Origin of the sequence: Haloimpatiens massiliensis (assembly GCF_900184255.1) — a bacterium.
In the GTDB taxonomy this organism is placed as follows: Bacteria; Bacillota; Clostridia; order Clostridiales; family Clostridiaceae; genus Haloimpatiens; species Haloimpatiens massiliensis.
This window is the reverse complement of record NZ_LT854640.1, coordinates 727932-751661: the sequence shown is the minus strand read 5'-3', so window position 1 is coordinate 751661 and position 23730 is coordinate 727932. Positions and strand designations below refer to the sequence as shown.

The window sequence follows — 23730 nt, the reverse complement described above, 5'->3', positions numbered from 1 at the left end:
ATTCCTCCTAGCAAAAATTTAAAGTACTGTAATTAATAATGCAGGATTTAGTTAATGTAAAATCCTGCATTATATTATACTATAATTTTTCTATTTCTTTAATAAGTTCTTCTACCAAATCTTTTTCTTTTACTTTCTTTATTATTTCTCCTTTTTTGAAAATTAAACCTTCACCCTTTCCTCCTGCTATACCTATATCAGCTTCTCTAGCTTCTCCAGGGCCATTAACTACACAACCCATTATAGCCACCTTAATATCCTTTTGGCAAGTAGCAAGTTTATCCTCTATTTCCTTTGCAATATTTATTAAGTTAATTTGAGTTCTTCCACAAGTAGGACAGGATACAAATTCTATTCCTGATTTTAAATATCCTAAAGATTTTAAAATTTCTCTACCTACTTTTACTTCTTCTACTGGCTCACCAGTTAACGATACTCTTATGGTATCACCTATACCCTGAGATAGAAGTGCTCCTATACCAACACTGGATTTTATAGTGCCTCGCCAACTTGTTCCAGCCTCCGTTACCCCTAAATGAAGCGGATAATCTACTGCTTTTGATACAAGTTTATAACTTTCTATCATTTGCATAACATCTGACGACTTTATAGATATAGCTATATTATCAAATCCTACACCTTCTAGTATATTTACATGCTCTAAAGCACTCTCTACTAGCGCCTCTGGGCAAACTTTTTTATATTTATCCAATAGTTTTTTATCTAAAGATCCAGAATTAACACCTATCCTAATAGGAATTCCTTTTTCATTAGCTGCTTTAGCTACTAATTTAACTCTATCTATGCTTCCTATATTACCAGGATTAATTCTAAGGCCTTGAACTCCATTTTCTATAGACTTAAGAGCTAATCTATAGTCAAAATGTATATCTGCTACCAACGGAATTTTAATTTCAGACACTATATGTTTTATAGCTTCACTAGCTTCTTCATCTGGCACAGCACATCTTATTATATCACAACCAACATCTTCTAATGCTATTATTTGTTTAACAGTTTTTTTCGCATCCCTTGTATCTGTATTGGTCATTGATTGTACGGTGATTTTAGAATCACCCCCTACATATATATCTCCAAGTTTTATCTTTTTAGTATTTCTTCTAATCATTTAATTTCATCTGCTACTCAAAATATGGTCAAATGTATCCATATTGAGATTCTTACTGCTTCAACGTACTCTGTCTTGCCTAAGCTACTACAGTCTGTATAGTACTCCACAGTCGTTAATTCCCCAAATAGCCTTGGGTACACATATAAGTGCTTGTTTAATTAAGCTATCTTATATTCTTTAGCATTGACTAAATTGATTGAAGCATTTAAATCTCTATCAATAGAAAGCCCACAACTGCATTTGTAAACTCTATCAGATAGTTTTAAATCTTTCTTATATGCTCCACAACAGCTACACATTTTACTACTTGGATAGAATCTATCAACTATTCTTATCTCAATGCCATTTTGTTTAGCTTTTGAAATAAGTTTAATTCTAAATTCATAAAACTTTTGCCCAGCAACCGCTTTAGCTAAATGTCTATTCTTCATCATTCCACTTACATTTAAATCTTCAATAGTTATAAAACTTGGTTTTTGTTTTATTAACTCATTCACTGTTTTATTTATATAATCAGTTCTTATATTTGTAAGTCTTTGATGAAGTTTTTGTACCTTGACTATTTGTTTTTGGATATTTTGACGAGTAGCTTCTCCTTTCTCTTTTTTATTTCTTAATTTTAAACTTTCATATTTTCTTGAAAGCTTTCTTTGCTCACGTTTTAGTTTCTTTTCTGCTTTTTTAACTGTTTTAGTTTTGTTAATATTCTTTTTAGATAAACCATTATTACAAATTGCAAAATTCTTTAGTCCAAGGTCTACGCCTATTCCTTCTGAATAAGGTTTATTGTCTAAATTAATAGCTTCTTCAACTAAAATTGAAACAAAATATCTATCTGCTTTTTGACTTACTGTACCACTTTTAACTATAGAGTTAACTGGAATGTAAGCTTTAACATCTTGATTTTTCTTTTTCGTAAACTTTTTTATTATGAGCAATATAAAAATTGTATATGAACCTTCTTACACCAATAGTTTTATGAATTTTAGTTATCTGTTCTTCTGTTGGTTTAATTTCTATTTTGTATGCTTTTTTCAACTTCTTCATCTTCCTTTATCTTTTTCTTATATTTTCTTAAGCCACAAATTCTGCAACTAAAAATATGCAGTATGGAAATTATATCTTGAACTAATATAGTTCAAGATATAATTTCCATAATCCTCCATAATTTCATCTACAATAATTCCTTTTGCATTAGCATATTGTTTAAGAAACTCAACTTGATTTTTTAGATCATCTTTTTCATTAGAAGTTGAAAACCTTGTATATATAATTGTTCTTTTTTCAGAAGATGCTATTCCTTTAAACTCTTTATATTGTTCGTAAGTATAATATCTTCTATTTGTTGGTGTTCTAAATGCTTTTAATATTCCTTCGTTATCCCATCTTTGTAATGTTCTAACTGATACATTAATTAATTCTGCAAATTCATTTGGTTTATAGTTATTATTCTTCAAATGTACTCACTTCCTTTTCATGAGTGCATTTTACTATATTTAATTACTTTTATCTATATTTTAAATAACTAAAGATATCTCCTATAATTTTAAAGGATAAAGTATGTCTTTTATAGTAACTAGTACAGCTAATGACATAAGCACTACAAAGCCAACATAAGTGATTTTTCCTATCTTATCTTCATTTAGTTTTCTTCCAATGATTATTTCTATAATAGATATTAAAATCCATCCTCCATCTAAAGCAGGAATAGGTAGAAGATTAAATATTGCCAATTGCACACTTATATAAGCACTAATCCATAACAATGTAAGAATTCCTGCTTCCGCTGCTTTAGCAGATATTCTCATAACACTAACTGGTCCTCCTACGCCACTTAATGGCACTTTATTTTGGAAAAGTCCTCCTAAAAATTTAAATGTTTCTTTTGTAAGAGAAAATGTTTCAGTAAATCCATGAGCTACAGCCCCACCAAAAGTTGTTTTTTCTATAGAAGGATATACTCCTACTATATATCTATTTTCTTCTGGCAATGCCTTAGGTGTTAATTTTTTAGTTAAAGTATTATTTTTTCTTAATACGGTAATTTGCATTTGACTATCCTTTTTCTCATTTATAGCTTTAACAAAATCATCCCAAGAAGAAACTTTCGCTTCATCTACTGCAATAATTTTATCTCCCGCAAGTATGCCCGCTGTATATGCTGGACTATTTAATTCAACTTTACTTACTACTGGAACTTTTACACCACTGGCATAACCTATTATTCCAAATAAGATTATAGCTAAAATGAAATTCATTATAGGCCCTGCCACTACAATAGATAATCTCTGTAGTGGTGTTTTATTATTTAAAGCTCTTTCATCATGGGATTCTTCTCCCTGTTCACCTAACATTTTTACATATCCACCAAAAGGTATTGCTCTTACTGAGTATTCAGTTTCTTTTCCCTTTTTTCCAAAAAGTTTAGGACCCATTCCAACTGAAAATTCTTCAACTTTTACGTTATTTAGTTTAGCTACACAAAAATGTCCTAACTCATGTCCTATTATCAATACGCTAAAAGCCAATAATGCTAATAAAAGATAAACTATATTCACAAAAATTCCCCTTCCTACTATTAATAAGTACTAAATATATATTCTCTTATTTCTTTATCTGTATTTAATATATCCTCTATTTTAGGTTCTTTTATATTATTAAACTTCCCTAGACATCTCTCTATTATTTCTTCTATTTGTAAATATTTTATTTTTTCTCTTAAAAATAGATCTACTGCTACTTCATTGGCACTATTTAAAATAGTAGGCATTATTCCTCCAAGTTTTCCAGCTTCATAAGCTAATGACAAGCAATGGAATGTATGCATATCTGGTTTTTCAAATGTAAGAGTATTTAAAGCATAGAAATCTAATGATTTTATAACCTTCTCTTTCCTTTTTGGATAGTTTAACGCATACTGTATTGGTAATCTCATATCAGGATCTGCTATTTGCGCAATTATACTCCCATCTATGTATTCCACCATTGAATGTATAATACTTTGAGGATGTACAACTACTTGGATATTATCATAATCTACATCAAAAAGCCAATGGGCTTCAATTACTTCTAGACCTTTATTCATAAGTGTAGAGGAATCTATAGAAATTTTCTTTCCCATATTCCATTTTGGATGCTTAAGTGCCTCGGATGGTGTTATATTTTTTAATTGCTCTTTATTTTTTCCTCTGAAAGGTCCACCAGAAGCTGTCAATAGTATTTTACTTATATCTTCTTTTTTATTTCCCTGTAAGCATTGGAATATTGCTCCATGTTCAGAATCTACAGGAAGAATATTTATATTGTTTTTTAATGCTTCTCTTTTTACTATCTCTCCAGCTACAACTAAAGTTTCTTTATTAGCTAGTGCTATATCTTTTTTAGCTCTTATGGCTTCTATTGTAGGGATTAACCCTATAATTCCCACAACGGATGTAACTACTATATGAACTTCTTCTAACGTAGATATAAATTTTAAACCTTCCATTCCATAGATAACTTCTGTATTTAAGTTCATATAATTACAATAGTCTTTTACTTTTTCATATGCTTCCTTATCCATCAACACTGCATATGGAACCTTAAATTCTTCTATAATTTTTATTATTTTATCATAACTTTTGTTGGCAGAGATTGCTTTCAAACAAAAATTTTCTCTTTCTTTTCTAATTACATCTAAGGTTTGAGTACCAATAGACCCTGTTGCCCCTAGTATAGTTATGTTTTTCAAAAATCATCACTCCTCTTTAAGCTAAAATTGTTTCCTTTACAGTTAATACATATAATGGTCCCATAAACATACCTACTACTCCAAAAAATTTAATTCCTATATAAAAGGATATTATAGCAGCTACTGGATGAATTTTAAACTTATGACTCATAAATTTAGCTTCTAATATGCCTCTATTTACAGCTAATAATACATACAAAAGAATTAGACCTATTCCTATTATATACTGTTTACAATAAATTTTATATAGTATTAAAGGAATAAAAATTACTATGGTACCAATATACGGTATTATATCTAATATACCACATATCAACCCTAATACTACAGGATGCTCAATTTTTAAAACCACAAAACCTAATATAGTTTCTATAGTAGTAATTATAACTAAACCTAATTCTATTTGTAAAATCTTATTTATAGTATACAACTTATTTTTTAAGATCTTATAATTTTTTTCGCTAATTAATTCCTTTATATATTTTTCTAAAATACTTCTATCTATTAATACAAAATATACTATAATATTTCCAATAAAATAAGCTAGAATACCCTCAAATGTATAAAAAGCACCTTTCTTTATAAAAGGATTACTATACATACTAGATACTACATTTTTTATACTATTTAAGAATTCCTGTATATTTATTATATTTGCCATAGAAGGTATCTTTAAATTTTTCTCGTACAAAATATACTGGAGTTTAAATACATCTACATTATTAAATATAAAATTTCCAACTAATAATATAACTAAAAAAAATGCTATATTAATAAACAATATACTAATTAATGCATTTATTTTATTAGAAAATATTTTATGTTTACAAAAAAATTTATATAGAGGATTTGAAAAATAAAAAATTATTATTATTGTAAAAAAAGGTTTGAAATATTTTTTTATTAATATAGTTACTAAAATAAATATAGCTAAAAGTAAGATACATTTAATTAGTTTATTATATTTTTCCAATAAATTCTCTCCAATTAATTGTTATATAATAATATATTCGTCAATTAAATATATATTAATGTTTAGTTTTTATATAGTATTATATTTTTTATTTAGTTTTTTTAAAATTTTCAAAATAAAACTTAGGTATTTTATTCTAGTTTACTTTTATAAGTTAGTACATAATTTAATTTATGTAAACTAAATTAAATAACTTTATGACTACTTATAGTTATTTTTATAAATATACTAGTATTAGGTATTGGAGGAAATAAACACTTTTACACCTTAATAACACTTAAAAAAAGCGCCGAGTTAAACTACTCAGCGCCATATATTAAATACCTACTACTATACTTATATAAGAGTACACTATTACAGAGGCAAATAATATACTATCAAATCTATCTAAAATACCTCCATGTCCAGGTATTAAATTGCTATAGTCTTTAATGCCTACCATTCTTTTAATAGCCGATGCTACTAAATCACCGAATTGACAAAATACTCCACATAATAATCCTATAATTAAAAAGTGATATATATCTACATTTATTCCTACTCTATTTATAAAAAAGCCATATACTCCACAAGCGACTGCACTACCTAATAGTCCTCCTATAGAGCCTTCTATACTTTTATTAGGACTTACTCTTGGGTTTAATTTCTTCTTTCCGAAGTTTTTTCCCACATAATATGCAGTAGTATCACACAACCAAGAAGACAAAAATACTAACCAAATAAAATAATTTCCATGTGGTTTTTGTTCTATTAAACTTATAAAACTAAAAAATACAGCTACATATACAAATCCTAGCATTGTTACTCCCACATCAATAAAATTATATTTTTCACTTAAAACAGGTATACATAAGCACATAAAAGTAAAGATTGCAATACTTATTAAAAACATATTACTGGATGCAAATTTATTTAAAAACAAATAATACAAAATACAAAATACATATGCTATAATACCTAAAGAATTTATACTCTTTTTCTTAGCAGCATTAAAAAATTCATACATACCCATAAGAGATAGTGCTAGCAGTAAAAATTTAAGTACATTTCCACCTATAAAAAGAAAGATAAGCAGTGGTGCTAAAATTAATGCTCCTAAATAACGTTTATTCTTCATATTCCCCTCCTACTTTATTGCTCCAAACCTTCTATTTCTATGTTGATAATCGCATATAGCTTCGTATAGATTTTCTCTTTTGAAATCAGGCCACTTTATATCTGAATACCAAAATTCAGCATATGCACACTGCCACAATAAAAAGTTACTTATGCGCTGTTCTCCACTAGGTCTTATAACAATATCAGGATCTGGCATTCCTGCAGTATATAAATAATTAGAAATTGTTTCGTCTACAATTTCATCTTCTCTAATTTTACCTTCATTTAAATCATTATGCATATTCTTAAAAGCTCTTACTAATTCATCTCGTCCACCATAATTAAGTGCCAAGTTTAATACAAGACCTGTATTATTTTTTGTATTTTCATATGCTTTTACTAATTCTTCTTCACATATTTTAGGTAATTTTGAAATGTCTCCTATACTATTTATAACTACATTATTAGAATTTAATTCTTCAAACTCATTTTTAAGGTATTCCACCAATAGTTTCATAAGAGAGTTAACCTCATCTTTAGGTCTTTTCCAATTTTCTGTTGAAAAAGCATAAAGAGTTAAATATTTAACTCCTAAGTTATTACATGCCTTTACTATATCTCTTATTGTTTCTACTCCAGCCCTATGACCCATAGCTCTTGGTAAATTTTTTTCTTTTGCCCATCTTCCATTGCCATCCATTATTATAGCTATATGTTTGGGAATATTATTCAAATCTAATTTATCTACAATATTCTTTTCATTTTCTTTTCTTAATTTTTTTCTATTTTTAAAAAAAAGGAATTTCATGAAGTACCCCCTTCTATGTAATTAAACCTGCATTAATGCAGGTTTATTTACTATAAAGACATTAAGTCCTTTTCTTTTTTATCAACTATGTTATCTATTTCTTTTATAAATTTATCTGTTTCCTTTTGAATCTTTTCTTCCAAAACTTTAACTTCATCCTCTGACATCTCTTTTTTCATTTTCTTTACTTTGTCATTAGCTTCTCTTCTTAAATTTCTTATAACTATCTTGCTTTCCTCACCCATTTTTTTAACTGTTTTGACCAAGTTCTTTCTAGTTTCTTCAGTCAATTCAGGAACCACCAATCTTATAACAGTTCCATCATTTGAAGGATTTATTCCTAAATCTGAAACAAGAATAGCCTTTTCAATGTCCTTTATGGTATTCCTATCCCACGGTTGTATTAATAAAACTCTTGATTCTGGTGCAGATATGTTTGCCATTTGATTTAATGGAGTTAAAGAGCCATAATATTCTACACCTATTCTATCTAGCATAGAAGGATTAGCTCTACCTGCTTTTAAAGTAGCTAAGTCCCTTTTAAGTGCTTCAGTAGTCTTATTCATCTTTTCATCTAACGTTTTAATTAATTCCTTAGACATAAAAATCCTCCTTATTATTTTGATATTATTGTACCAATTTTTTCACCCAATACAACTTTCTTTATGTTTTCTGGGCAATCTAATCCAAATACTATTATAGGTATATTATTGTCCATACATAAAGATGTTGCAGTTGAATCCATAACTTGAAGACCTTTATCTAATACATCAATATATTTTAGCTCATCATATTTTTTAGCATCTTCATATTTATGAGGATCTTTATCATAAACACCATCTACTTTTTTTGCTAATAATATAGCTTCTGCTTCAATTTCTGCTGCTCTTAAAGCTGCAGTTGTATCTGTTGAAAAATATGGATTCCCCGTACCAGCTGCAAAAATTACTACTCTTCCTTTTTCTAGATGTCTCATAGCTCTTCTTCTTATAAAAGGTTCTGCAACTTCTCTCATTTCTATAGCAGTTTGAACTCTAGTATTTACACCCATGTTTTCTAAACAATCTTGAAGCGCCAACGCATTTATGCAGGTAGCTAACATGCCCATATAATCTGCAGTAGTCCTATCCATTCCTTCACCATTTCTTCCACGCCATATGTTTCCTCCACCTACTACAGCTCCTACCTGTATACCAGCGTCCACAAGTTCCTTTATATCCTGTGAAATTTTATTGGCTATGTCAAAATCTATTCCGTAACCTTTTTCTCCTGCTAAAGCTTCACCTGAAAGTTTTAACATTATTCTTTTATATTTTGCAGCCTTCATATACATTATACCTCCAATTTTGTAAAAATTGTATAACTATCTATTACTTATTTTAAAAAAAGAGAACACGCAGTGTTCTCTTCTGTTCTTTAGCTAGCATTATCCCTGCATTTGTTTTTTAACTTCTTCTGCAAAGTCTTCTTCTCTCTTTTCAATTCCTTCGCCTTTTTCAAATCTAGCAAATTTGTTTATAACTATCTTTGCGCCTACTTCTTTAGATTTTTCAGCTAATAATTTTTCTATTGTATAGTCAGAGTTTTTAACCCATACTTGCTCTACTAAACAGTTCTCTTTATAGTATTTATTTATTCTTCCATTTACCATCTTTTCAGCTATATTTTCAGGTTTTCCTTCGTTCATAGCTTGAACTTTGTAAATTTCTCTTTCTTTTTCTAATGTTTCAGTATCTACAGAAGTTCTGTCTAAGAATAGTGGATTTACAGCAGCTACTTGCATAGCTATGTCTTTTCCTAATTCAGCTAAAACTGGAGAAGCATTTTCACAACCTAATTCAACAAGAACACCTATTCTTCCGCCTCCATGTATATAACTTTCAATAGCACCATTTTCAACATTCATTTTAACAAATCTTCTTATAGACATATTTTCGCCTATTTTAGCTATCAATGCAGTAATTCTTTCTTTAACTGTCATAGATTCATCATCTACGAATTTTTCTTCTAGTAATTCTTCTACAGTGTTTACTTTTGAGTTTGCAACTTGTTTTGCTACGCCTTCAACGAAATTAACAAATTCTTCATTAACAGCAACGAAATCTGTTTCACAGTTAACTTCAACCATTGATGCAACTTTAGCATCTTCTGATATATAAGTTTTAACTAATCCTTCTGCAGCTACTCTTCCTGCTTTTTTAGCAGCAGCAGCCAATCCTTTTTCTCTTAATAATTCTATTGCTTTTTCCATATCACCGTTTGTTTCAGTTAGAGCTTTTTTACAATCCATCATTCCAGCTCCAGTAGTTTCTCTAAGTTCTTTAACTTGTTTTGCTGATATCATCTTTATTCCTCCCGTTCATATTTAATTCAAAAGGTAAATGAATTTTTCATTCATCTACCTTTATTTTGAAGTTGTATCTTCTATTTTATTCAGCTAATTGTTCGCCTTGTCTTCCTTCAATAACAGCATCAGCCATTTTAGCAACTATTAATCTAACGGCTCTTATTGCATCGTCATTACCAGGTATTACGTAATCAACTTCATCTGGGTCACAGTTTGTATCAACTATGCCTATAACAGGTATTCCTAATATTTTTGCTTCTAATACAGCATTTTTTTCTTTTCTTGGGTCAACAACAAATAATGCACCTACATTAGAAATATCCATGTTTTTTATTCCGCCAAGGTTTTTCTCAAGTTTTTCTTGCTCATGCTTAAGATTTGTAACTTCTTTCTTTGGAAGAACATCAAAAACTCCTTCTTCTTCCATTTTTCCTAATTCCTCTAATCTTCCAATTCTTGTCTTAATAGTTTGGAAGTTAGTAAGCATTCCACCTAACCATCTATTGTTTACAAAGTGCATTCCGCATCTTACTGCTTCTTCTGCTATAGCTTCTTGAGCTTGTTTCTTTGTACCTACAAATAATACGTCTTTTCCTTCTTCTGAAATACTTCTTATTACATCATAAGCTTCATCTACTTTTTTTACAGTCTTTTGTAGGTCGATGATGTATATTCCATTTCTTTCTGTAAATATGTATGGAGCCATTTTAGGGTTCCATCTTCTTGTTTGGTGTCCAAAGTGAACTCCAGCTTCTAATAATTGTTTCATTGATATTACTGACATTAAAATTCCCTCCTATTTGGTTAATCCTCCATTACCTTTATATGCAAAGCACCCATACGGCACCGCGCTGTGCAAATTGGATAATGTGTGTATTTTCTCCTTATGTAGTATATCATATGTAAATAACCTATTCAATATTAAAAAATAATATTTTTAAAAAATATATTAAATATGGTGTTTCCAATCAATTCCGAACAATATACATAAAAAAACAATAATAATTAATATAGGTTTCATAAAAAAATGTGAGACATAGTCTCACATTTTTATTGATATACAAATTTATTTAGCTATGCTTATTTTATTTTCTTTAATTCTTCTAAAAGTTTCTCATTTAATATTCTAATGTGAGTACCCTTCATACCTAAAGATCTAGATTCAATAACCCCAGCACTCTCAAATTTTCTCAATGCATTTACTATTACAGATCTTGTTATACCAACCTTATCTGCTATTTTAGATGCTACAAGCAATCCTTCATTTCCATCTAGTTCATTAAATATATGTTCTACAGCTTCCAATTCTGAATAGGATAAAGTGCCTATAGCTAATTGAACTACTGCTTTCTTTCTAGCTTCAGCTTCTATCTCATCCTGCTTAGACCTTAAAATTTCCATACCAACTATAGTAGCACTATACTCTGCAAGTACTAAATCATCATCTGTAAAAGACTTATCAAATCTACCTAAAAGAAGTGTTCCTAATCTTTCTCTGTTTCCAACTATAGGAACTATTGTTGTAACTTTATTGTCAAGATCACAACCTTTTTCTTCTTCAAAGGCACATATACCCTTATTTGCTAAATTAGCCTTTGTTTCATTAAATTCAAGTAGTTTGTTGTTATAATCCTCTGGGAAATGCTTATCCTTTAGTATCTTATCTTCAACTACTTCACATTCAAACCCACTTGAAAAATTATGTCCTAGTATTTTACCTTTTCTGCTTATTACATATACATTGCAATCTAAAACTTCACTCAATATTTTGCATATATCGTCGAACACAACAGGTTCTGTACCTGTCTTTTGTATTATTTTATTTATTCTACGTGTTTTTTCTAATAATGATGCCATAATAAACCTCCTTATAATTTATCTAATCCTGTCCGGAACTTAAACTCGTTTTTCACAGAATATTTAGAATTGTTTTTTTCTTTTGAAATTTTAGAATTATCATTTTCACTAATCAATGATACCACATACTTAACATCATTTCAACATGATTTTTATTAATTTCGACATTTTTATATAATTATGCTAATTTTTTTCTTCTTCTTTTACAGATTCTTTGTATCCACAAGTATCACTTGAACACTTATAATATTCACCCTGGGTCTTATTAAACCTTTTAGTCATATAATTACCACAATTAGGACATTTTTTATTTACAGGTTCAAACCAACTTACAAAATCACAATCAGGATAGTTACTGCAACCATAAAAAGTTCTGCCTTTCTTGCTTTTCCTTACAAGTATTTTTCCTCCACACTTAGGACATTCTACATCCAATTCTTTTACTATAGGTTTTGTATTTTTACACTCAGGATAACCTGGACATGCCAGAAAATCACCGAATCTTCCATGCTTTATAACCATAAATTTACCGCATTTATCACATTTTATATCTGTTACCTTATCCTCTATAGTGATTTTAGCTAATTCCTTTTCAGCTATATCAATGGCACCCTTAAGTGGTGTAAAAAACTCGTTTACTACTTTTTTCCAAGTTTCTTTTCCATCTTCTATGGAGTCCAATCTTTTTTCCATTGCTGCAGTAAATTCTACATCCACTATTTGTTTGAAATAATTAAACATAATGTCGTTAATTATTATTCCCAATTCTGTTGTTATTAAAGCTTTTTTTTCTCTTTCTATATATTTTCTATCCAATAATGTAGATATTATCGGTGCATAAGTACTCGGTCTGCCTATGCCATTTTCTTCCAATATTTTTACAAGCGTTGCTTCTGTAAATCTTGCAGGTGGTTGAGTAAAATGTTGTTTTCCTTCTATATCTTCCTCATTTAATTTATCATTTAATTTAAACTCTGGAAGCTCCTTTAAAGAAGTTTCATCAGACGACTTATATACTTTGGTGAATCCATCAAACTTCACTGTAGAACCTGATGCCTTTAGTCCATATTCTCCATTTTTAATATCTATTGATACTGTGTTCATTATACATACAGCCATTTGACTACCTACAAATCTTTGCCATATTAATTTGTACAATTTATATTGGTCTCTTTTTAAGCTTTCTTTTATTTCTTCTGGATTTAATTCCACATAAGTGGGTCTTATAGCCTCATGAGCATCTTGTATATTCTTGCTGCCTTTTTTATCAACTCTTTTAGTATTTTCTCCTATATATTCTTCACCATAAGCACCTTTTATATATTCTTTAGCTGAACTTTGGGCTTCTTCAGAAATTCTTACAGAGTCTGTTCTCATATAAGTTATTAATCCAACAGTGCCATGTCCCTTTACATCTATACCTTCATATAACTGTTGAGCTAAAGACATGGTTTTCTTAGTTGAAAAATTTAATTTTTTATAAGCCTCTTGCTGTAATGTACTTGTAGTAAATGGTAAGGGTTGTCTTCTCTTTTTTGTAGATTTTTTAATTTCATTTACTATAAAGTCATTTTTTTGTAGATTTTTAATTATATTATTACACTGCTCTTCATCCTTTATTTGAAGCTTTTCATTTTTATATGAGTTTAGCTGTACATTTATCTTTTTATTATCTTTTGATAATTCACACTCCACTGTCCAATATTCTTCTGGCACAAAAGCTTTGATTTCATTTTCTCTATCACATATAATTTTTAGCGCTACAGATTGAACTCTTCCTGCGCTAAGCCCCCATTTAACTTTTCTCCATAATATAGGACTTATTTCATACCCAACTAATCTATCTAAAACTCTCCTAGCTTGTTGAGCGTTTACTAAATCCATATTAATTTTTCTAGGAGATTTTATTGCATTTTTAACAGCATTTTTTGTTATTTCATTAAATTCTATTCTACACTTCTTTTCATCATCTATCTTTAAAGCATTAGCTAAATGCCATGAAATAGCTTCTCCTTCTCTATCAGGGTCGGTAGCTAGATATATCTTTTCACTTTTCTTTGCTTCTTTTTTTAACTGATGTAGTAATTCGCCTTTTCCTCTTATCGTTATGTATTTAGGTTCATAATTATTATCTATATCTACTCCCAGTTTACTTTTTGGAAGATCTCTAACATGACCCATAGATGCTGTTACCTTATAAGTTTTACCCAAATATTTTGCTATAGTCTTGGCTTTAGCTGGTGACTCCACTATTACTAACTTCTGTCCCATCTTATCCCCTCCAATACGTAATTTTACTAAATATTATGTTCATTTATCTATATATTATGAATTTTAACGTAATAATTCCCAGATAAACACATTATTTCATTATCAAACTGCATTTCAAATAATACATCATACAATTGACTTATGTCAATATGACATATTTTTATTATGTCGTCAATATGAACAGGGCTATCTCCTATCAATTTAGATAGTTTACCATGTATTTCCTTGCATTTCTGTCCTTTATCTTCATTTTGGTCTTTAATAAGATTGTAATTATAATTTTCTCTTAATAGATTAAAAACTCCTTCAATATCTATAAAAGGATATGCACCTTCACTTATTAATTTATTTGTACCTTTGCTTTGAGGTGAAAATATAGATCCAGGAACTACCACAATATCTTTTCCTTGTTCTAAAGCACAATTAGCAGTTATAAGTGTTCCGCTTTTTTCTCCTGCTTCAACTACAATTAATATTTTTCCAAGTCCACTTATTATTCTATTTCTAATAGGAAAATTATAACTATAAGGTGGAGTCCCTGGTAGAAATTCAGATATTATACACCCCTTATCCATTATAGAATAATATAGTTCTCTATTTTGCTTAGGATAAATTATATCTATCCCACAGCCTAAGACTGCACAAGTATATCCTCCTACTTCAACACAAGTAGCATGTGCATTTTTATCAATTCCCTTTGCCATTCCACTTATTATACCTATATGATTCTTAGCTAATATTTTTACTATATACTTAGTACATTGTACCCCATAAAAGGTACAGTTTCTAGCTCCTACCACTGAAACAGTGTTAATTTCATTTAATACGTCTATATTTCCTTTATAGAATAAAATAAAGGGAGCATCATCATATTTTTTTAAACTACTAGGATATTTCTCATCACTAAATGTAACAGTTTTTATATTATGTACATTAATTTGTTCTATAATTTGCTCTAACTTATCTTTATTCCATGCCTTTTTTAAACATCCTTTTATATTATTATTTAAATTTATATTATTTTCTATACAATGATACCATACTTTTTGAGAAGTTTTAAATTTTTTAAATAATTTTACCTTTATTCTATTAGGTATTTTAGCATAACATAACCAAATATCGTATATATCCAAAGCGCTTCCTCCTAAGACTAATATCTAATTTACTATATACCTCTCAATCTATTAATTTTTTTTAAAGTTTATTAAATTTTCTTGAATTTTTTTAATTTTTAAACTACCTTATTGTTTATAAATCTTCTATATTGAACAGCTTCTGCTATATCTATCTCTCCTACATTTTCATTCTCCCTTAAGTCTGCTATAGTCCTAGCAACCTTTAATATTCTGCTGTAAGCTCTAGTGCTTAAAGAAAATTTTGAATATATCTTCTCTAATAAATCACTGCCTTTTTTATCTAAAATACAGTATTTATTTATTTCATTTACATTCATCTGTGAATTAGTAAAAATTTTATTGTCCTTAAACCTAATATTCTGAATTTCCCTAGCTTTTCTAATTCTATCTCTAATATTCTTAGATCCCTCAGATTTTTTAGAACTTTTTATTTCTACATAAGAAAGCGAATTAACATATGAAAAAACATCTATTCTATCAAGTAAAGGTCCAGAAAACTTATTTAAATACCTTTCTCTATCATATTCTGTACAAGTACACTCTCTTACCCCAGAACAATAAAAACCACAAGGACAGGGATTTAAAGCAGCAACAAGCATAAAGTTAGCTGGGTATTTTACACTGCCATTATATCTTGAAATTAGTATTTCCCTATCTTCTAGCGGTTGTCTAAGTACATTCAATACTCTTTTATCAAATTCCAGTATTTCATCCAAAAACAACACACCATTATGTGCTAAAGATATTTCTCCTGGCATAAGTTCTCTTCCTCCACCAACTAGTGCAATTTTTGACGTAGTATGGTGAGGACTTCTAAAAGGTCTTTTAGTAATTATATTTTCTTCTTTGTCCAAATTCCCTGAAACACTGTATATTTTTGTAACTTCAATTGCTTCTTCATATTTCATTGGAGGCAATATAGAGGATATTCTTTTAGCTAACATGGTTTTACCTGAACCAGGGGGACCAAATAAAGCTATATTATGTCCACCTGCAGAAGCTACCTCAATAGCTCTTTTAGCACTTTCCTGTCCCTTCACATCACAAAAATCTAACTGATCATCATATTGTTCAAAAATATTATTAGAAGACTCATATGGAAGTAAATCTCTATATTGAATATAACTTGCCACCTCTTTTAAATGCTTAAATGGAAATATATCTGCACCTTTTATTAGACTGCATTCTTCTACATTATCATAGGGTACCAAAAATTTTTTAATTCCTTTATCCATTCCCTCCATAACTACAGGTAGTGCACCTTTAACCCCTTTTAATTCACCATTTAATGATAACTCTCCTATAAATAAATATTCAGCCAAATCCTCACAGTATATTTGCTTAGTTGCAATGAGAATGCCCACTGCTATAGGTAAGTCTAATAAAGCTCCTTCTTTTTTTAAATCAGCTGGAGCTAAATTTATAGTAATTCTACCTATGGGAAACTCATATCCGCAATTCACTATAGCTGCTCTAACCCTTTCTTTAGATTCTCTTACAGACACATCAGGAAGCCCTACTATATTAAAGCAGGGTAGTCCACTGGATATATGTATCTCAACTCTTACTATATTGCCTTTTATACCACTAAGACTTGCAGTATTAATATTTGTAATAGCCATATTTTCCCCTCCAAATTTAATAAACACATATTTTAATTCTAGACAAATATAATTAATATAATCATATTTTTATAAATTTATTTAACCTAAAAAAATAGTTGCAATTTTCAGTTTATTGTTGTAATATGTCTTCATGCATCTATCTAAAAGAAAGGAGACACTTTATGCACCATCTTAATAAAGACATAGGAAAATATGGAGAAAGTATAGCTGAAAAGCACTTGGAGAGTTTAGGGTATACAATATTAGATAGAAATTTTTCTTGCAAATTTGGAGAAATAGATTTAATAGGAAAAGATAAAAACTATATAGTTTTTATAGAAGTTAAAAGCAGATATAGCACCTTGTATGGTCATCCCTGTGAGGCTGTTACTAAAAATAAACAATTAAAAATTTGCAAGGTAGCTCAATTGTATATATTAAAGAAAAAATTTTTCAATAATAATTTTAGATTTGATGTGGTAGAAATAATATTAAATAGTGATGAAAACAAACCTTCTATAAAATTAATAAAAAATGCCTTTGGAATGTAAATAAATAAAGAGAACTATTTCAAAATTAAACCTTGAAACAATTCTCTTTATCCTTTTATATGTTTTTTAAAAAACTCATTCTATGTATACTGGTTATTCCTTTACTCTTTATAGCTTTTATATGTTCTTCGGTACCATAACCCATATTTTTATGAAAACCATAGCCTTCATAGGAATTAGCGTATTCTATCATAATATTATCTCTATATACCTTAGCTAAAATTGAAGCACAGGCTATAGAGGCACTTTTAGAGTCTCCTTTAACAACAGCTTTATTAGGTAAACTAACACCTTTTATTTTATATCCATCTGATAACACTATACTAGGTTTCAAATCTATACCTTCAGCTGCTTCTAAAAGCACTTGATTATTACACCATCCTATTCCCTTAGTATCTATTTCGTTATTGTTTATTAAACATATTTTATATGCTAAAGCTTTCTTCTTTATAATTTTACTCAATTCTTCTCTTTTTTTTGCAGTAAGTTTTTTGGAATCATTCAATCCTAGAATCATTTCTTTTGTATCCATGCCATTCAAATCTAAAACTACTGCTGCAGCTACTATTGGCCCTGCTAATGGTCCTCTACCTACTTCATCTGTTCCTATAACATATCCGTCCTTAGAATATACCTTATCAAAATTATACATACTAGTAACTCTTTTTATTTCTTTTTCCATATTTTCTCTGTATTTCAACAAACTTATAGCCAGCTTATTAACTGACTTTCTGCCATCATCTAATAAACACTTTGTTAGGTTTAAAAAGTCTTCTTCCTTTATATTAATAAAATTCTCTTCTATATATTTAACTAAAACTTTTATCTCCTTAACATTTTTATGCCCCAAATCTGTAGGGGAAATATTTAAGCTCATATTCTTCTCTCCTTTAGGGAGTTTCTAATGAAATTCTTCCTAGTTTTCCCCCTCTAAATTCATCTAAAATTGTGATAGCTATTCTATTATAATCTATATTTCTTCCAGCCATAACAGCGCCTCGTTTTATGGCTATATTGTCCATATTTTCTAGAGCATCTTCTGATAATCCTTCTAGTTTATACCTTTTAATAATTCTATCTCCATACTGATCCTGAAGTGATTTTATAAGCTCTAAAGCTAAGTCCTCTACATTCATTATCTCATCCTTTATGGCCCCTGTAAATGCTAAATTTAATCCTACTTTTTGATCCTCAAATTTAGGCCACAAAACCCCAGGTGTATCCATTAATTCTATTCCTAACTTAGTTTTTATCCATTGCCTACTTTTTGTAACACCGGGTCTATCACCAGTCTTAGCTCTATTTCCTTTTGCTATTTTATTAATAAAAGATGATTTTCCTACATTAGGAATTCCAACCACCATTACTCTAGTTGTTATATTAACTAGTCCCTTACTTCTTAATCTATCTAATTTTTCTTTTAGAAGCAAATCTAAAATAGGCTTTATATTCTTTAATCCCTCACCGGTCATACTATTTCCTTTAATAACCTTTATATTTTCATTAGAAAGTTCTTTTATCCATTCACTAGTGGCTTTTTCTTCTGCTAAGTCAGCTTTATTTAAAAGTATTATTCTAGGTTTTCCCTTACATATCTCTTCAATTTCGGGATTAGCACTGGACCTTACTATTCTAGCATCTCTTATCTCTATTACAGCATCTACAAGCTTTAAATTCTCTTTTATTTCTCTTCTAGTTTTAGCCATATGGCCAGGAAACCAATTTATCTCCATAAATATTCTACCCTTTCTTCATTTGATTTTATTTAATCAATCTATAGTGGATACTCAATAATCACTATAGTGCACCTCACATAATAAATCCTAACATATATAAATAGTTTAATTCTTTTTTTAATTTTAATTCTCTTTCTATATATAAAAGAAATATAATAAAAAAAGGGACTTAATAGCCCCGTTTTCTTATCTTATTGCTTCTTTAACTTTAGCAGCTTTTCCTACTCTATCTCTTAAGTAGAATAATTTAGCTCTTCTTACTTTACCAGCTCTTACTACTTCTATCTTAGCTACGCTTGGAGAATTAATTGGGAATGTTCTTTCAACTCCTACACCAGAAGTTACTCTTCTTACTGTAAAAGTTTCTCTTATTCCACCATTTTGTTTTTTGATAACTGTTCCTTCAAAAACTTGAATTCTTTCTCTAGTTCCTTCTTTAATGTTAACGTGAACTTTAACAGTATCTCCAACATTGAATTTTACTAAATCATTTCTTATTTGTTCTGCTTCTATTGCTTTTATGATTTCTAACATGTGCATTCCCTCCCTAAAATTATTTGACGTTCATGCCCAGCTTCATGCAGACAGAGGACCGCCCGTACTAGCACAAAATTGATTTTACCACAAAATTTATGTTTTTACAATATAAATATATATTATTTGAAGGTATTTAATAATTTTCTATCTTCTTTTGTTAATTTTACTTTCTTAAATAAATCTGATCTTCTTTTCTGGGTTAACCTTAAAGACTGAAGTCTTCTCCATTTTCTTATATTCTCATGGTGTCCGGACAAAAGAATTTCAGGCACTTCTTCTCCTCTAAAAGATACCGGTCTTGTATACTGTGGATATTCTAGCAGACCATCATAAAAAGATTCATCCTTATAACTTTCACTAGTGGAAAGCACTCCAGGTATTAATCTACATATGGAATCTACAATGGGAACGCAGGCCATTTCTCCACCAGTTAATATAAAATCTCCAAGGGAAATTTCCATATCTATATAATTATAAACTCTTTCATCTATACCTTCGTAATGTCCACAAATAAAAATTAAATCCTGTTCTTTGCTTAAAGTTAATGCCATCTCATGATTAAAGCTAGTGCCTCTTGGACCTAAAAAAATAACTTTACCTTTGTTATAATTTTTTACAGCACTTATAGCATCAACTAAAGGCTGTGGTGCCATAAGCATGCCAGCTCCACCTCCATAAGGATAATCATCTACTTTTTTATGCTTATCCTCTGAATAATCTCTTATATTAACAGCATTAATATTCAATATACCATTTTCTTTTGCTCTGCCTATTATACTATAATTGAATATATTAAACATCTCTGGAAATAGGGTCAATATGTCTATTTTCATATTTATTCTTGCCACTCCTCTACAGGCCTTATAATTATTTTGAAATTATCTATATCCACTTCTTTTACTATATCCTTTAAAGCAGGAATTAATACTTCTTTTTCTCCTTTAACCCAGTACACATCATTACTTCCTGTTTTAATAACCTCATATACTTTTCCTAATTCTTTTCCTTCTGTATCAAAAACATCACAGTTTACTAAATCTGCTATGAAATAAGTATTTTCTTCCAAAGGTACAGCATCTTTTCTACTAATTTTTAGATATTTCCCCCTATACTTCATTGCTTCATCCATAGAATTTATTCCATCAATCTTTAATATAACCTTGTTCTTTTGAAACTTTACCCCAAGTACGCTTCTTTCCACACCATCTATTATTACATATTTTAAACTTTTAAATCTATTAATGTCATCTGTAAGAGGTAACACTTTAATTTCTCCATGAACCCCATGAGTATTTATTATTTGACCTATATTAAAGTATTCTTCCAATATGCATCCCTGATTTTCAAAGGTACAAATCAGGTATCCACCTACCTTTCTCTTTTATATTTTTATCTATTTTATATGTAATTTCAATTATTATTTTATATAGAATTATCTTTAATGTAAAATTTAAAATCTAGAATTTAAAATTGTTGATACAAATATATATCAACTAGTAAAATTTATCAAGTTTTTAGAATTAAATTTTTCATTAACTAATATATTAAATTTATATAAATTGAAGTAATACAAAGTAAGAGCTAGGAAATACCTAACTCTTACTTTATGCTTTTAGTATGCAATTATATAATTTCTACAACAACTCTTTTATTTTCTTTAATAGCCGCTGCTTTCATTACTGTTCTTATAGCTTTTGCTATTCTACCTTGCTTACCAATAACTTTTCCCATGTCCTCTGGAGCAACTTTTAATTCTAAAATTACTGATTGCTCACCAGCTATCTCATTTACACATACCATTTCTGGGTTGTCTACTAGTGACTTTGCTATTACTTCAAGCAATTCTTTCATAAAAAAGCACCCCCAGTATTACTTTGAAGTTTTTTCAGTTATACCAGTCATATTGAATAACTTTTTAACTGTTTCAGATGGTTGAGCACCATTTTTTACCCATTTCAAAGCTTTTTCTTCATCTATTTTTACAGTAGTTGGTTCAGTTGTAGGATTGTAGTATCCTATTTCATCAATGAATCTTCCATCTCTTGGAGCTCTTGAATCAGCAACAACTACTCTATAGAAAGGAGCTTTCTTTGCACCCATTCTTCTTAATCTTATTTTAACTGCCATTTATATTCACCTCCTTTAAAGGATTCTAATTAGTATTTATATTTAAAAAGGTAATTTTCCAAATAGACCTTTTTTAAAACCTTTTTGCATGCCTTTCATTTGTTTCATCATTTTCCTACTAGCTTCAAATTGCTTTAATAGTCTATTTACCTGTTGTACATCTGTACCAGATCCCTTGGCTATTCTCTTCTTTCTAGAGGATGAAGATATAACTAGGTTTGGATTTACTCTTTCCTTTTTAGTCATAGAGTTTATTATAGCCTCAACTTTAGACATTTCCTTTTCACTTTTGTCCAAATCAACACCTTTTAATTGACTAGAATTAAATCCTGGCATCATTTCGAGAACTTTAGTTAAAGGTCCCATCTTCTTCATTTGACTCATAGCTTCAAGAAAATCTTCAAAATTAAATTCATTATTTAACATTCTTGAACCTATTTCTTGAGCTTTTTTCTCGTCTATAGACTGTTGAGCTTTTTCTATAAGTGATAATACATCACCCATACCAAGTATTCTTGAAGCCATTCTATCTGGATGAAAAACTTCTACCTCATTCATTTTTTCACCTATACCAACAAACTTAATTGGTTTTCCAGTGATAGCTTTAATTGAAAGTGCTGCTCCTCCTCTGGTATCGCCATCTAATTTAGTTAGTATAACACCAGATATATCTAACTGATTATTAAAACTTTCAGCCACATTTACAGCATCTTGTCCTGTCATAGAATCTACTACTAATAATATTTCTTCAGGATTAATGTTTTCTTTTATCCCTGAAAGTTCTCCCATTAAATTTTCATCTATGTGTAGCCTACCAGCTGTATCTATGATTACTACGTTATTACCATTGCCTTTAGCATGTTCTAAAGATGCCTTAGCTATATCCACAGGACTAACTTTATCTCCCATAGTAAACACTGGCACTTCTATGCTCTTTCCAACTACTTGCAACTGTTTTATAGCTGCTGGTCTATATACATCACAGGCAACTAGTAAAGGTTTTTTATTCCTCTTACGCATTTGAAGCGCTAATTTACCTGCCATAGTGGTTTTACCTGCTCCTTGCAAGCCAACTAACATAATAACTGTCAAGCCGCTAGAAGAATATTTTATTTCGCTTTCAGTTTTTCCCATTAACTCCGTCAATTCTTCATTTACTACTTTTATAACCTGTTGACCAGGAGTTAAGCTCTCTAAAACTTCATTTCCTAGGCTCTTTTCGCTTACTTTTTTTACAAAGTCCTTGACAATTTTGTAGTTTACATCTGCTTCCAACAAAGCAAGTTTAACTTCTCTCATGGCTTCTTTAATATCTTTTTCTGATAACTTGCCTTTTCCTTTTAACTTTTTAAGAGTTTCTTGTAATTTAGAAGCTAAACCTTCAAAAGCCATAGCCGGACCTCCTATATATTTTCTATATCTCTTTTAACATTGTGAAGAATTTCTTTTTTATCTTCATCATCTATGCTATTTATTAAACTATCAATATTTTTGTTTAATCTATCTAATATTCTTTTTTTATTTAAATACTTTTCTAGCAAAAATAGCTTTTCTTCATACTGAAATAAAAGCTTATGGCATCTTTTAGTAATATCATGTATAGCCTGCCTGCTAGTATTTGTTATATTGGATATTTCAGCTAAAGATAAATCGTCATTGTAATATAAATCCATTATATCTCTTTGTTTTTCTGTTAATAAACTCCCATAAAAATCTAACAACAAAGAAATTCGAACTCTTTCCTCCATAACCATCACCAACTCACAAAAGTATATTACCAAAATGTTTTATGCATGTCAAGTACTTTTACTTAACAGGAGATT

24 protein-coding genes and 2 pseudogenes are annotated in these 23730 nt (G+C 29.4%); 1 reads left to right on the top strand and 25 read right to left on the bottom strand.

The window, feature by feature from the left end; all coding sequences use genetic code 11:
* Window positions 1-79: 79 nt before the first annotated feature.
* The 16 genes and pseudogenes from ispG to C1715_RS11650 all read right to left on the bottom strand — a co-directional run bounded on the left by ispG (window position 80) and on the right by C1715_RS11650 (window position 16974).
* Window positions 80-1129, bottom strand: a complete 1050-nt coding sequence (gene ispG / locus C1715_RS11725; RefSeq protein WP_102400672.1) for a flavodoxin-dependent (E)-4-hydroxy-3-methylbut-2-enyl-diphosphate synthase — start codon at window positions 1127-1129, stop codon at window positions 80-82.
* 161 nt (window positions 1130-1290) lie between these two features.
* A pseudogene (locus tag C1715_RS11720) lies at window positions 1291-2170 on the bottom strand (RNA-guided endonuclease InsQ/TnpB family protein).
* Window positions 2142-2589, bottom strand: a pseudogene (locus tag C1715_RS11715) (IS607 family transposase). Before C1715_RS11715 ends, C1715_RS11720 begins: the two co-directional pseudogenes overlap by 29 nt.
* Before the next feature lie 81 nt (window positions 2590-2670).
* Window positions 2671-3690 (bottom strand): RIP metalloprotease RseP, encoded by a 1020-nt coding sequence (gene rseP / locus C1715_RS11710; protein ID WP_102400671.1) that lies wholly within the window; start codon window positions 3688-3690, stop codon window positions 2671-2673.
* Window positions 3691-3710: 20 nt separating this feature from the next.
* Window positions 3711-4862, bottom strand: coding sequence for a 1-deoxy-D-xylulose-5-phosphate reductoisomerase (locus tag C1715_RS11705; RefSeq protein WP_102400670.1), 1152 nt, complete (start codon window positions 4860-4862; stop codon window positions 3711-3713).
* Between the two features lie 16 nt (window positions 4863-4878).
* Entirely contained in the window at window positions 4879-5835 is a 957-nt protein-coding gene (locus C1715_RS11700; RefSeq protein WP_180964069.1) for an AI-2E family transporter, read from the bottom strand.
* 316 nt (window positions 5836-6151) lie between these two features.
* Window positions 6152-6952 (bottom strand): phosphatidate cytidylyltransferase, encoded by an 801-nt coding sequence (locus C1715_RS11695; RefSeq protein WP_102400668.1) that lies wholly within the window; start codon window positions 6950-6952, stop codon window positions 6152-6154.
* 9 nt (window positions 6953-6961) lie between these two features.
* Window positions 6962-7741, bottom strand: a complete 780-nt coding sequence (locus tag C1715_RS11690) for an isoprenyl transferase (protein WP_102400667.1) — start codon at window positions 7739-7741, stop codon at window positions 6962-6964.
* 50 nt (window positions 7742-7791) lie between these two features.
* Entirely contained in the window at window positions 7792-8343 is a 552-nt protein-coding gene (frr, locus tag C1715_RS11685; RefSeq protein WP_102400666.1) for a ribosome recycling factor, read from the bottom strand.
* Window positions 8344-8357: 14 nt separating this feature from the next.
* Window positions 8358-9068, bottom strand: coding sequence for a UMP kinase (gene pyrH / locus C1715_RS11680; RefSeq protein ID WP_102400665.1), 711 nt, complete (start codon window positions 9066-9068; stop codon window positions 8358-8360).
* Window positions 9069-9167: 99 nt separating this feature from the next.
* Window positions 9168-10085: a translation elongation factor Ts gene (gene tsf, locus C1715_RS11675; protein ID WP_102400664.1), complete on the bottom strand. Its 918-nt coding sequence runs from the start codon at window positions 10083-10085 to the stop codon at window positions 9168-9170.
* 85 nt (window positions 10086-10170) lie between these two features.
* Window positions 10171-10872 carry a 30S ribosomal protein S2 gene (rpsB, locus tag C1715_RS11670; RefSeq protein ID WP_102400663.1) on the bottom strand — a complete coding sequence of 234 codons (702 nt, stop codon included), beginning with the start codon at window positions 10870-10872 and terminating at the stop codon, window positions 10171-10173.
* A gap of 296 nt (window positions 10873-11168) precedes the next feature.
* Window positions 11169-11945, bottom strand: coding sequence for a GTP-sensing pleiotropic transcriptional regulator CodY (codY, locus tag C1715_RS11665; RefSeq protein ID WP_102400662.1), 777 nt, complete (start codon window positions 11943-11945; stop codon window positions 11169-11171).
* A 183-nt stretch (window positions 11946-12128) separates the two neighbouring features.
* Window positions 12129-14216 (bottom strand): type I DNA topoisomerase, encoded by a 2088-nt coding sequence (gene topA / locus C1715_RS11660; protein WP_102400661.1) that lies wholly within the window; start codon window positions 14214-14216, stop codon window positions 12129-12131.
* A 47-nt stretch (window positions 14217-14263) separates the two neighbouring features.
* Window positions 14264-15349 carry a DNA-processing protein DprA gene (gene dprA / locus C1715_RS11655; RefSeq protein WP_102400660.1) on the bottom strand — a complete coding sequence of 362 codons (1086 nt, stop codon included), beginning with the start codon at window positions 15347-15349 and terminating at the stop codon, window positions 14264-14266.
* 98 nt (window positions 15350-15447) lie between these two features.
* Window positions 15448-16974 carry a YifB family Mg chelatase-like AAA ATPase gene (locus C1715_RS11650; protein ID WP_102400659.1) on the bottom strand — a complete coding sequence of 509 codons (1527 nt, stop codon included), beginning with the start codon at window positions 16972-16974 and terminating at the stop codon, window positions 15448-15450.
* 164 nt (window positions 16975-17138) lie between these two features.
* On the opposite strand from C1715_RS11650, the gene C1715_RS11645 reads away from it, so the two are divergent.
* Window positions 17139-17507: a YraN family protein gene (locus tag C1715_RS11645; protein ID WP_102400658.1), complete on the top strand. Its 369-nt coding sequence runs from the start codon at window positions 17139-17141 to the stop codon at window positions 17505-17507.
* Window positions 17508-17562: 55 nt separating this feature from the next.
* Here C1715_RS11645 and C1715_RS11640 read toward each other — a convergent pair whose 3' ends face one another.
* From C1715_RS11640 to C1715_RS11600, 9 genes are all read right to left on the bottom strand, one after another.
* On the bottom strand, window positions 17563-18384 hold the full coding sequence (locus C1715_RS11640; RefSeq protein ID WP_102400657.1) for a ribonuclease HII: 822 nt from the start codon (window positions 18382-18384) through the stop codon (window positions 17563-17565).
* Between the two features lie 13 nt (window positions 18385-18397).
* Window positions 18398-19240, bottom strand: a complete 843-nt coding sequence (ylqF, locus tag C1715_RS11635) for a ribosome biogenesis GTPase YlqF (RefSeq protein WP_102400656.1) — start codon at window positions 19238-19240, stop codon at window positions 18398-18400.
* Between the two features lie 189 nt (window positions 19241-19429).
* Window positions 19430-19777 (bottom strand): 50S ribosomal protein L19, encoded by a 348-nt coding sequence (gene rplS / locus C1715_RS11630; protein WP_102400655.1) that lies wholly within the window; start codon window positions 19775-19777, stop codon window positions 19430-19432.
* 122 nt (window positions 19778-19899) lie between these two features.
* Window positions 19900-20613 carry a tRNA (guanosine(37)-N1)-methyltransferase TrmD gene (gene trmD / locus C1715_RS11625; protein WP_180964068.1) on the bottom strand — a complete coding sequence of 238 codons (714 nt, stop codon included), beginning with the start codon at window positions 20611-20613 and terminating at the stop codon, window positions 19900-19902.
* A 2-nt stretch (window positions 20614-20615) separates the two neighbouring features.
* A complete protein-coding gene (gene rimM, locus C1715_RS11620) occupies window positions 20616-21107 on the bottom strand; it encodes a ribosome maturation factor RimM (protein WP_102400654.1) in 492 nt (163 codons plus the stop codon).
* Window positions 21108-21403: 296 nt separating this feature from the next.
* A complete protein-coding gene (locus C1715_RS11615) occupies window positions 21404-21631 on the bottom strand; it encodes a KH domain-containing protein (protein WP_102400653.1) in 228 nt (75 codons plus the stop codon).
* An 18-nt stretch (window positions 21632-21649) separates the two neighbouring features.
* Entirely contained in the window at window positions 21650-21907 is a 258-nt protein-coding gene (gene rpsP, locus C1715_RS11610) for a 30S ribosomal protein S16 (protein WP_102400652.1), read from the bottom strand.
* A 42-nt stretch (window positions 21908-21949) separates the two neighbouring features.
* Window positions 21950-23299, bottom strand: a complete 1350-nt coding sequence (gene ffh / locus C1715_RS11605) for a signal recognition particle protein (protein ID WP_102400651.1) — start codon at window positions 23297-23299, stop codon at window positions 21950-21952.
* 11 nt (window positions 23300-23310) lie between these two features.
* Window positions 23311-23655: a putative DNA-binding protein gene (locus C1715_RS11600; protein WP_102400650.1), complete on the bottom strand. Its 345-nt coding sequence runs from the start codon at window positions 23653-23655 to the stop codon at window positions 23311-23313.
* Window positions 23656-23730: the final 75 nt, after the last annotated feature.

Coding starts and splice junctions, on each gene's coding strand:
- ispG (WP_102400672.1), bottom strand. CDS start 1,129: ATGATTAGAAGAAATACTAAAAAGATAAAACTTGGAGATATATATGTA.
- C1715_RS11695 (WP_102400668.1), bottom strand. CDS start 6,952: ATGAAGAATAAACGTTATTTAGGAGCATTAATTTTAGCACCACTGCTT.
- C1715_RS11690 (WP_102400667.1), bottom strand. CDS start 7,741: ATGAAATTCCTTTTTTTTAAAAATAGAAAAAAATTAAGAAAAGAAAAT.
- frr (WP_102400666.1), bottom strand. CDS start 8,343: ATGTCTAAGGAATTAATTAAAACGTTAGATGAAAAGATGAATAAGACT.
- pyrH (WP_102400665.1), bottom strand. CDS start 9,068: ATGAAGGCTGCAAAATATAAAAGAATAATGTTAAAACTTTCAGGTGAA.
- tsf (WP_102400664.1), bottom strand. CDS start 10,085: ATGATATCAGCAAAACAAGTTAAAGAACTTAGAGAAACTACTGGAGCT.
- rpsB (WP_102400663.1), bottom strand. CDS start 10,872: ATGTCAGTAATATCAATGAAACAATTATTAGAAGCTGGAGTTCACTTT.
- codY (WP_102400662.1), bottom strand. CDS start 11,945: ATGGCATCATTATTAGAAAAAACACGTAGAATAAATAAAATAATACAA.
- topA (WP_102400661.1), bottom strand. CDS start 14,216: ATGGGACAGAAGTTAGTAATAGTGGAGTCACCAGCTAAAGCCAAGACT.
- C1715_RS11650 (WP_102400659.1), bottom strand. CDS start 16,974: ATGGCTATTACAAATATTAATACTGCAAGTCTTAGTGGTATAAAAGGC.
- C1715_RS11645 (WP_102400658.1), top strand. CDS start 17,139: ATGCACCATCTTAATAAAGACATAGGAAAATATGGAGAAAGTATAGCT.
- C1715_RS11640 (WP_102400657.1), bottom strand. CDS start 18,384: ATGAGCTTAAATATTTCCCCTACAGATTTGGGGCATAAAAATGTTAAG.
- ylqF (WP_102400656.1), bottom strand. CDS start 19,240: ATGGAGATAAATTGGTTTCCTGGCCATATGGCTAAAACTAGAAGAGAA.
- rplS (WP_102400655.1), bottom strand. CDS start 19,777: ATGTTAGAAATCATAAAAGCAATAGAAGCAGAACAAATAAGAAATGAT.
- trmD (WP_180964068.1), bottom strand. CDS start 20,613: ATGAAAATAGACATATTGACCCTATTTCCAGAGATGTTTAATATATTC.
- C1715_RS11615 (WP_102400653.1), bottom strand. CDS start 21,631: ATGAAAGAATTGCTTGAAGTAATAGCAAAGTCACTAGTAGACAACCCA.
- rpsP (WP_102400652.1), bottom strand. CDS start 21,907: ATGGCAGTTAAAATAAGATTAAGAAGAATGGGTGCAAAGAAAGCTCCT.
- ffh (WP_102400651.1), bottom strand. CDS start 23,299: ATGGCTTTTGAAGGTTTAGCTTCTAAATTACAAGAAACTCTTAAAAAG.
- C1715_RS11600 (WP_102400650.1), bottom strand. CDS start 23,655: ATGGAGGAAAGAGTTCGAATTTCTTTGTTGTTAGATTTTTATGGGAGT.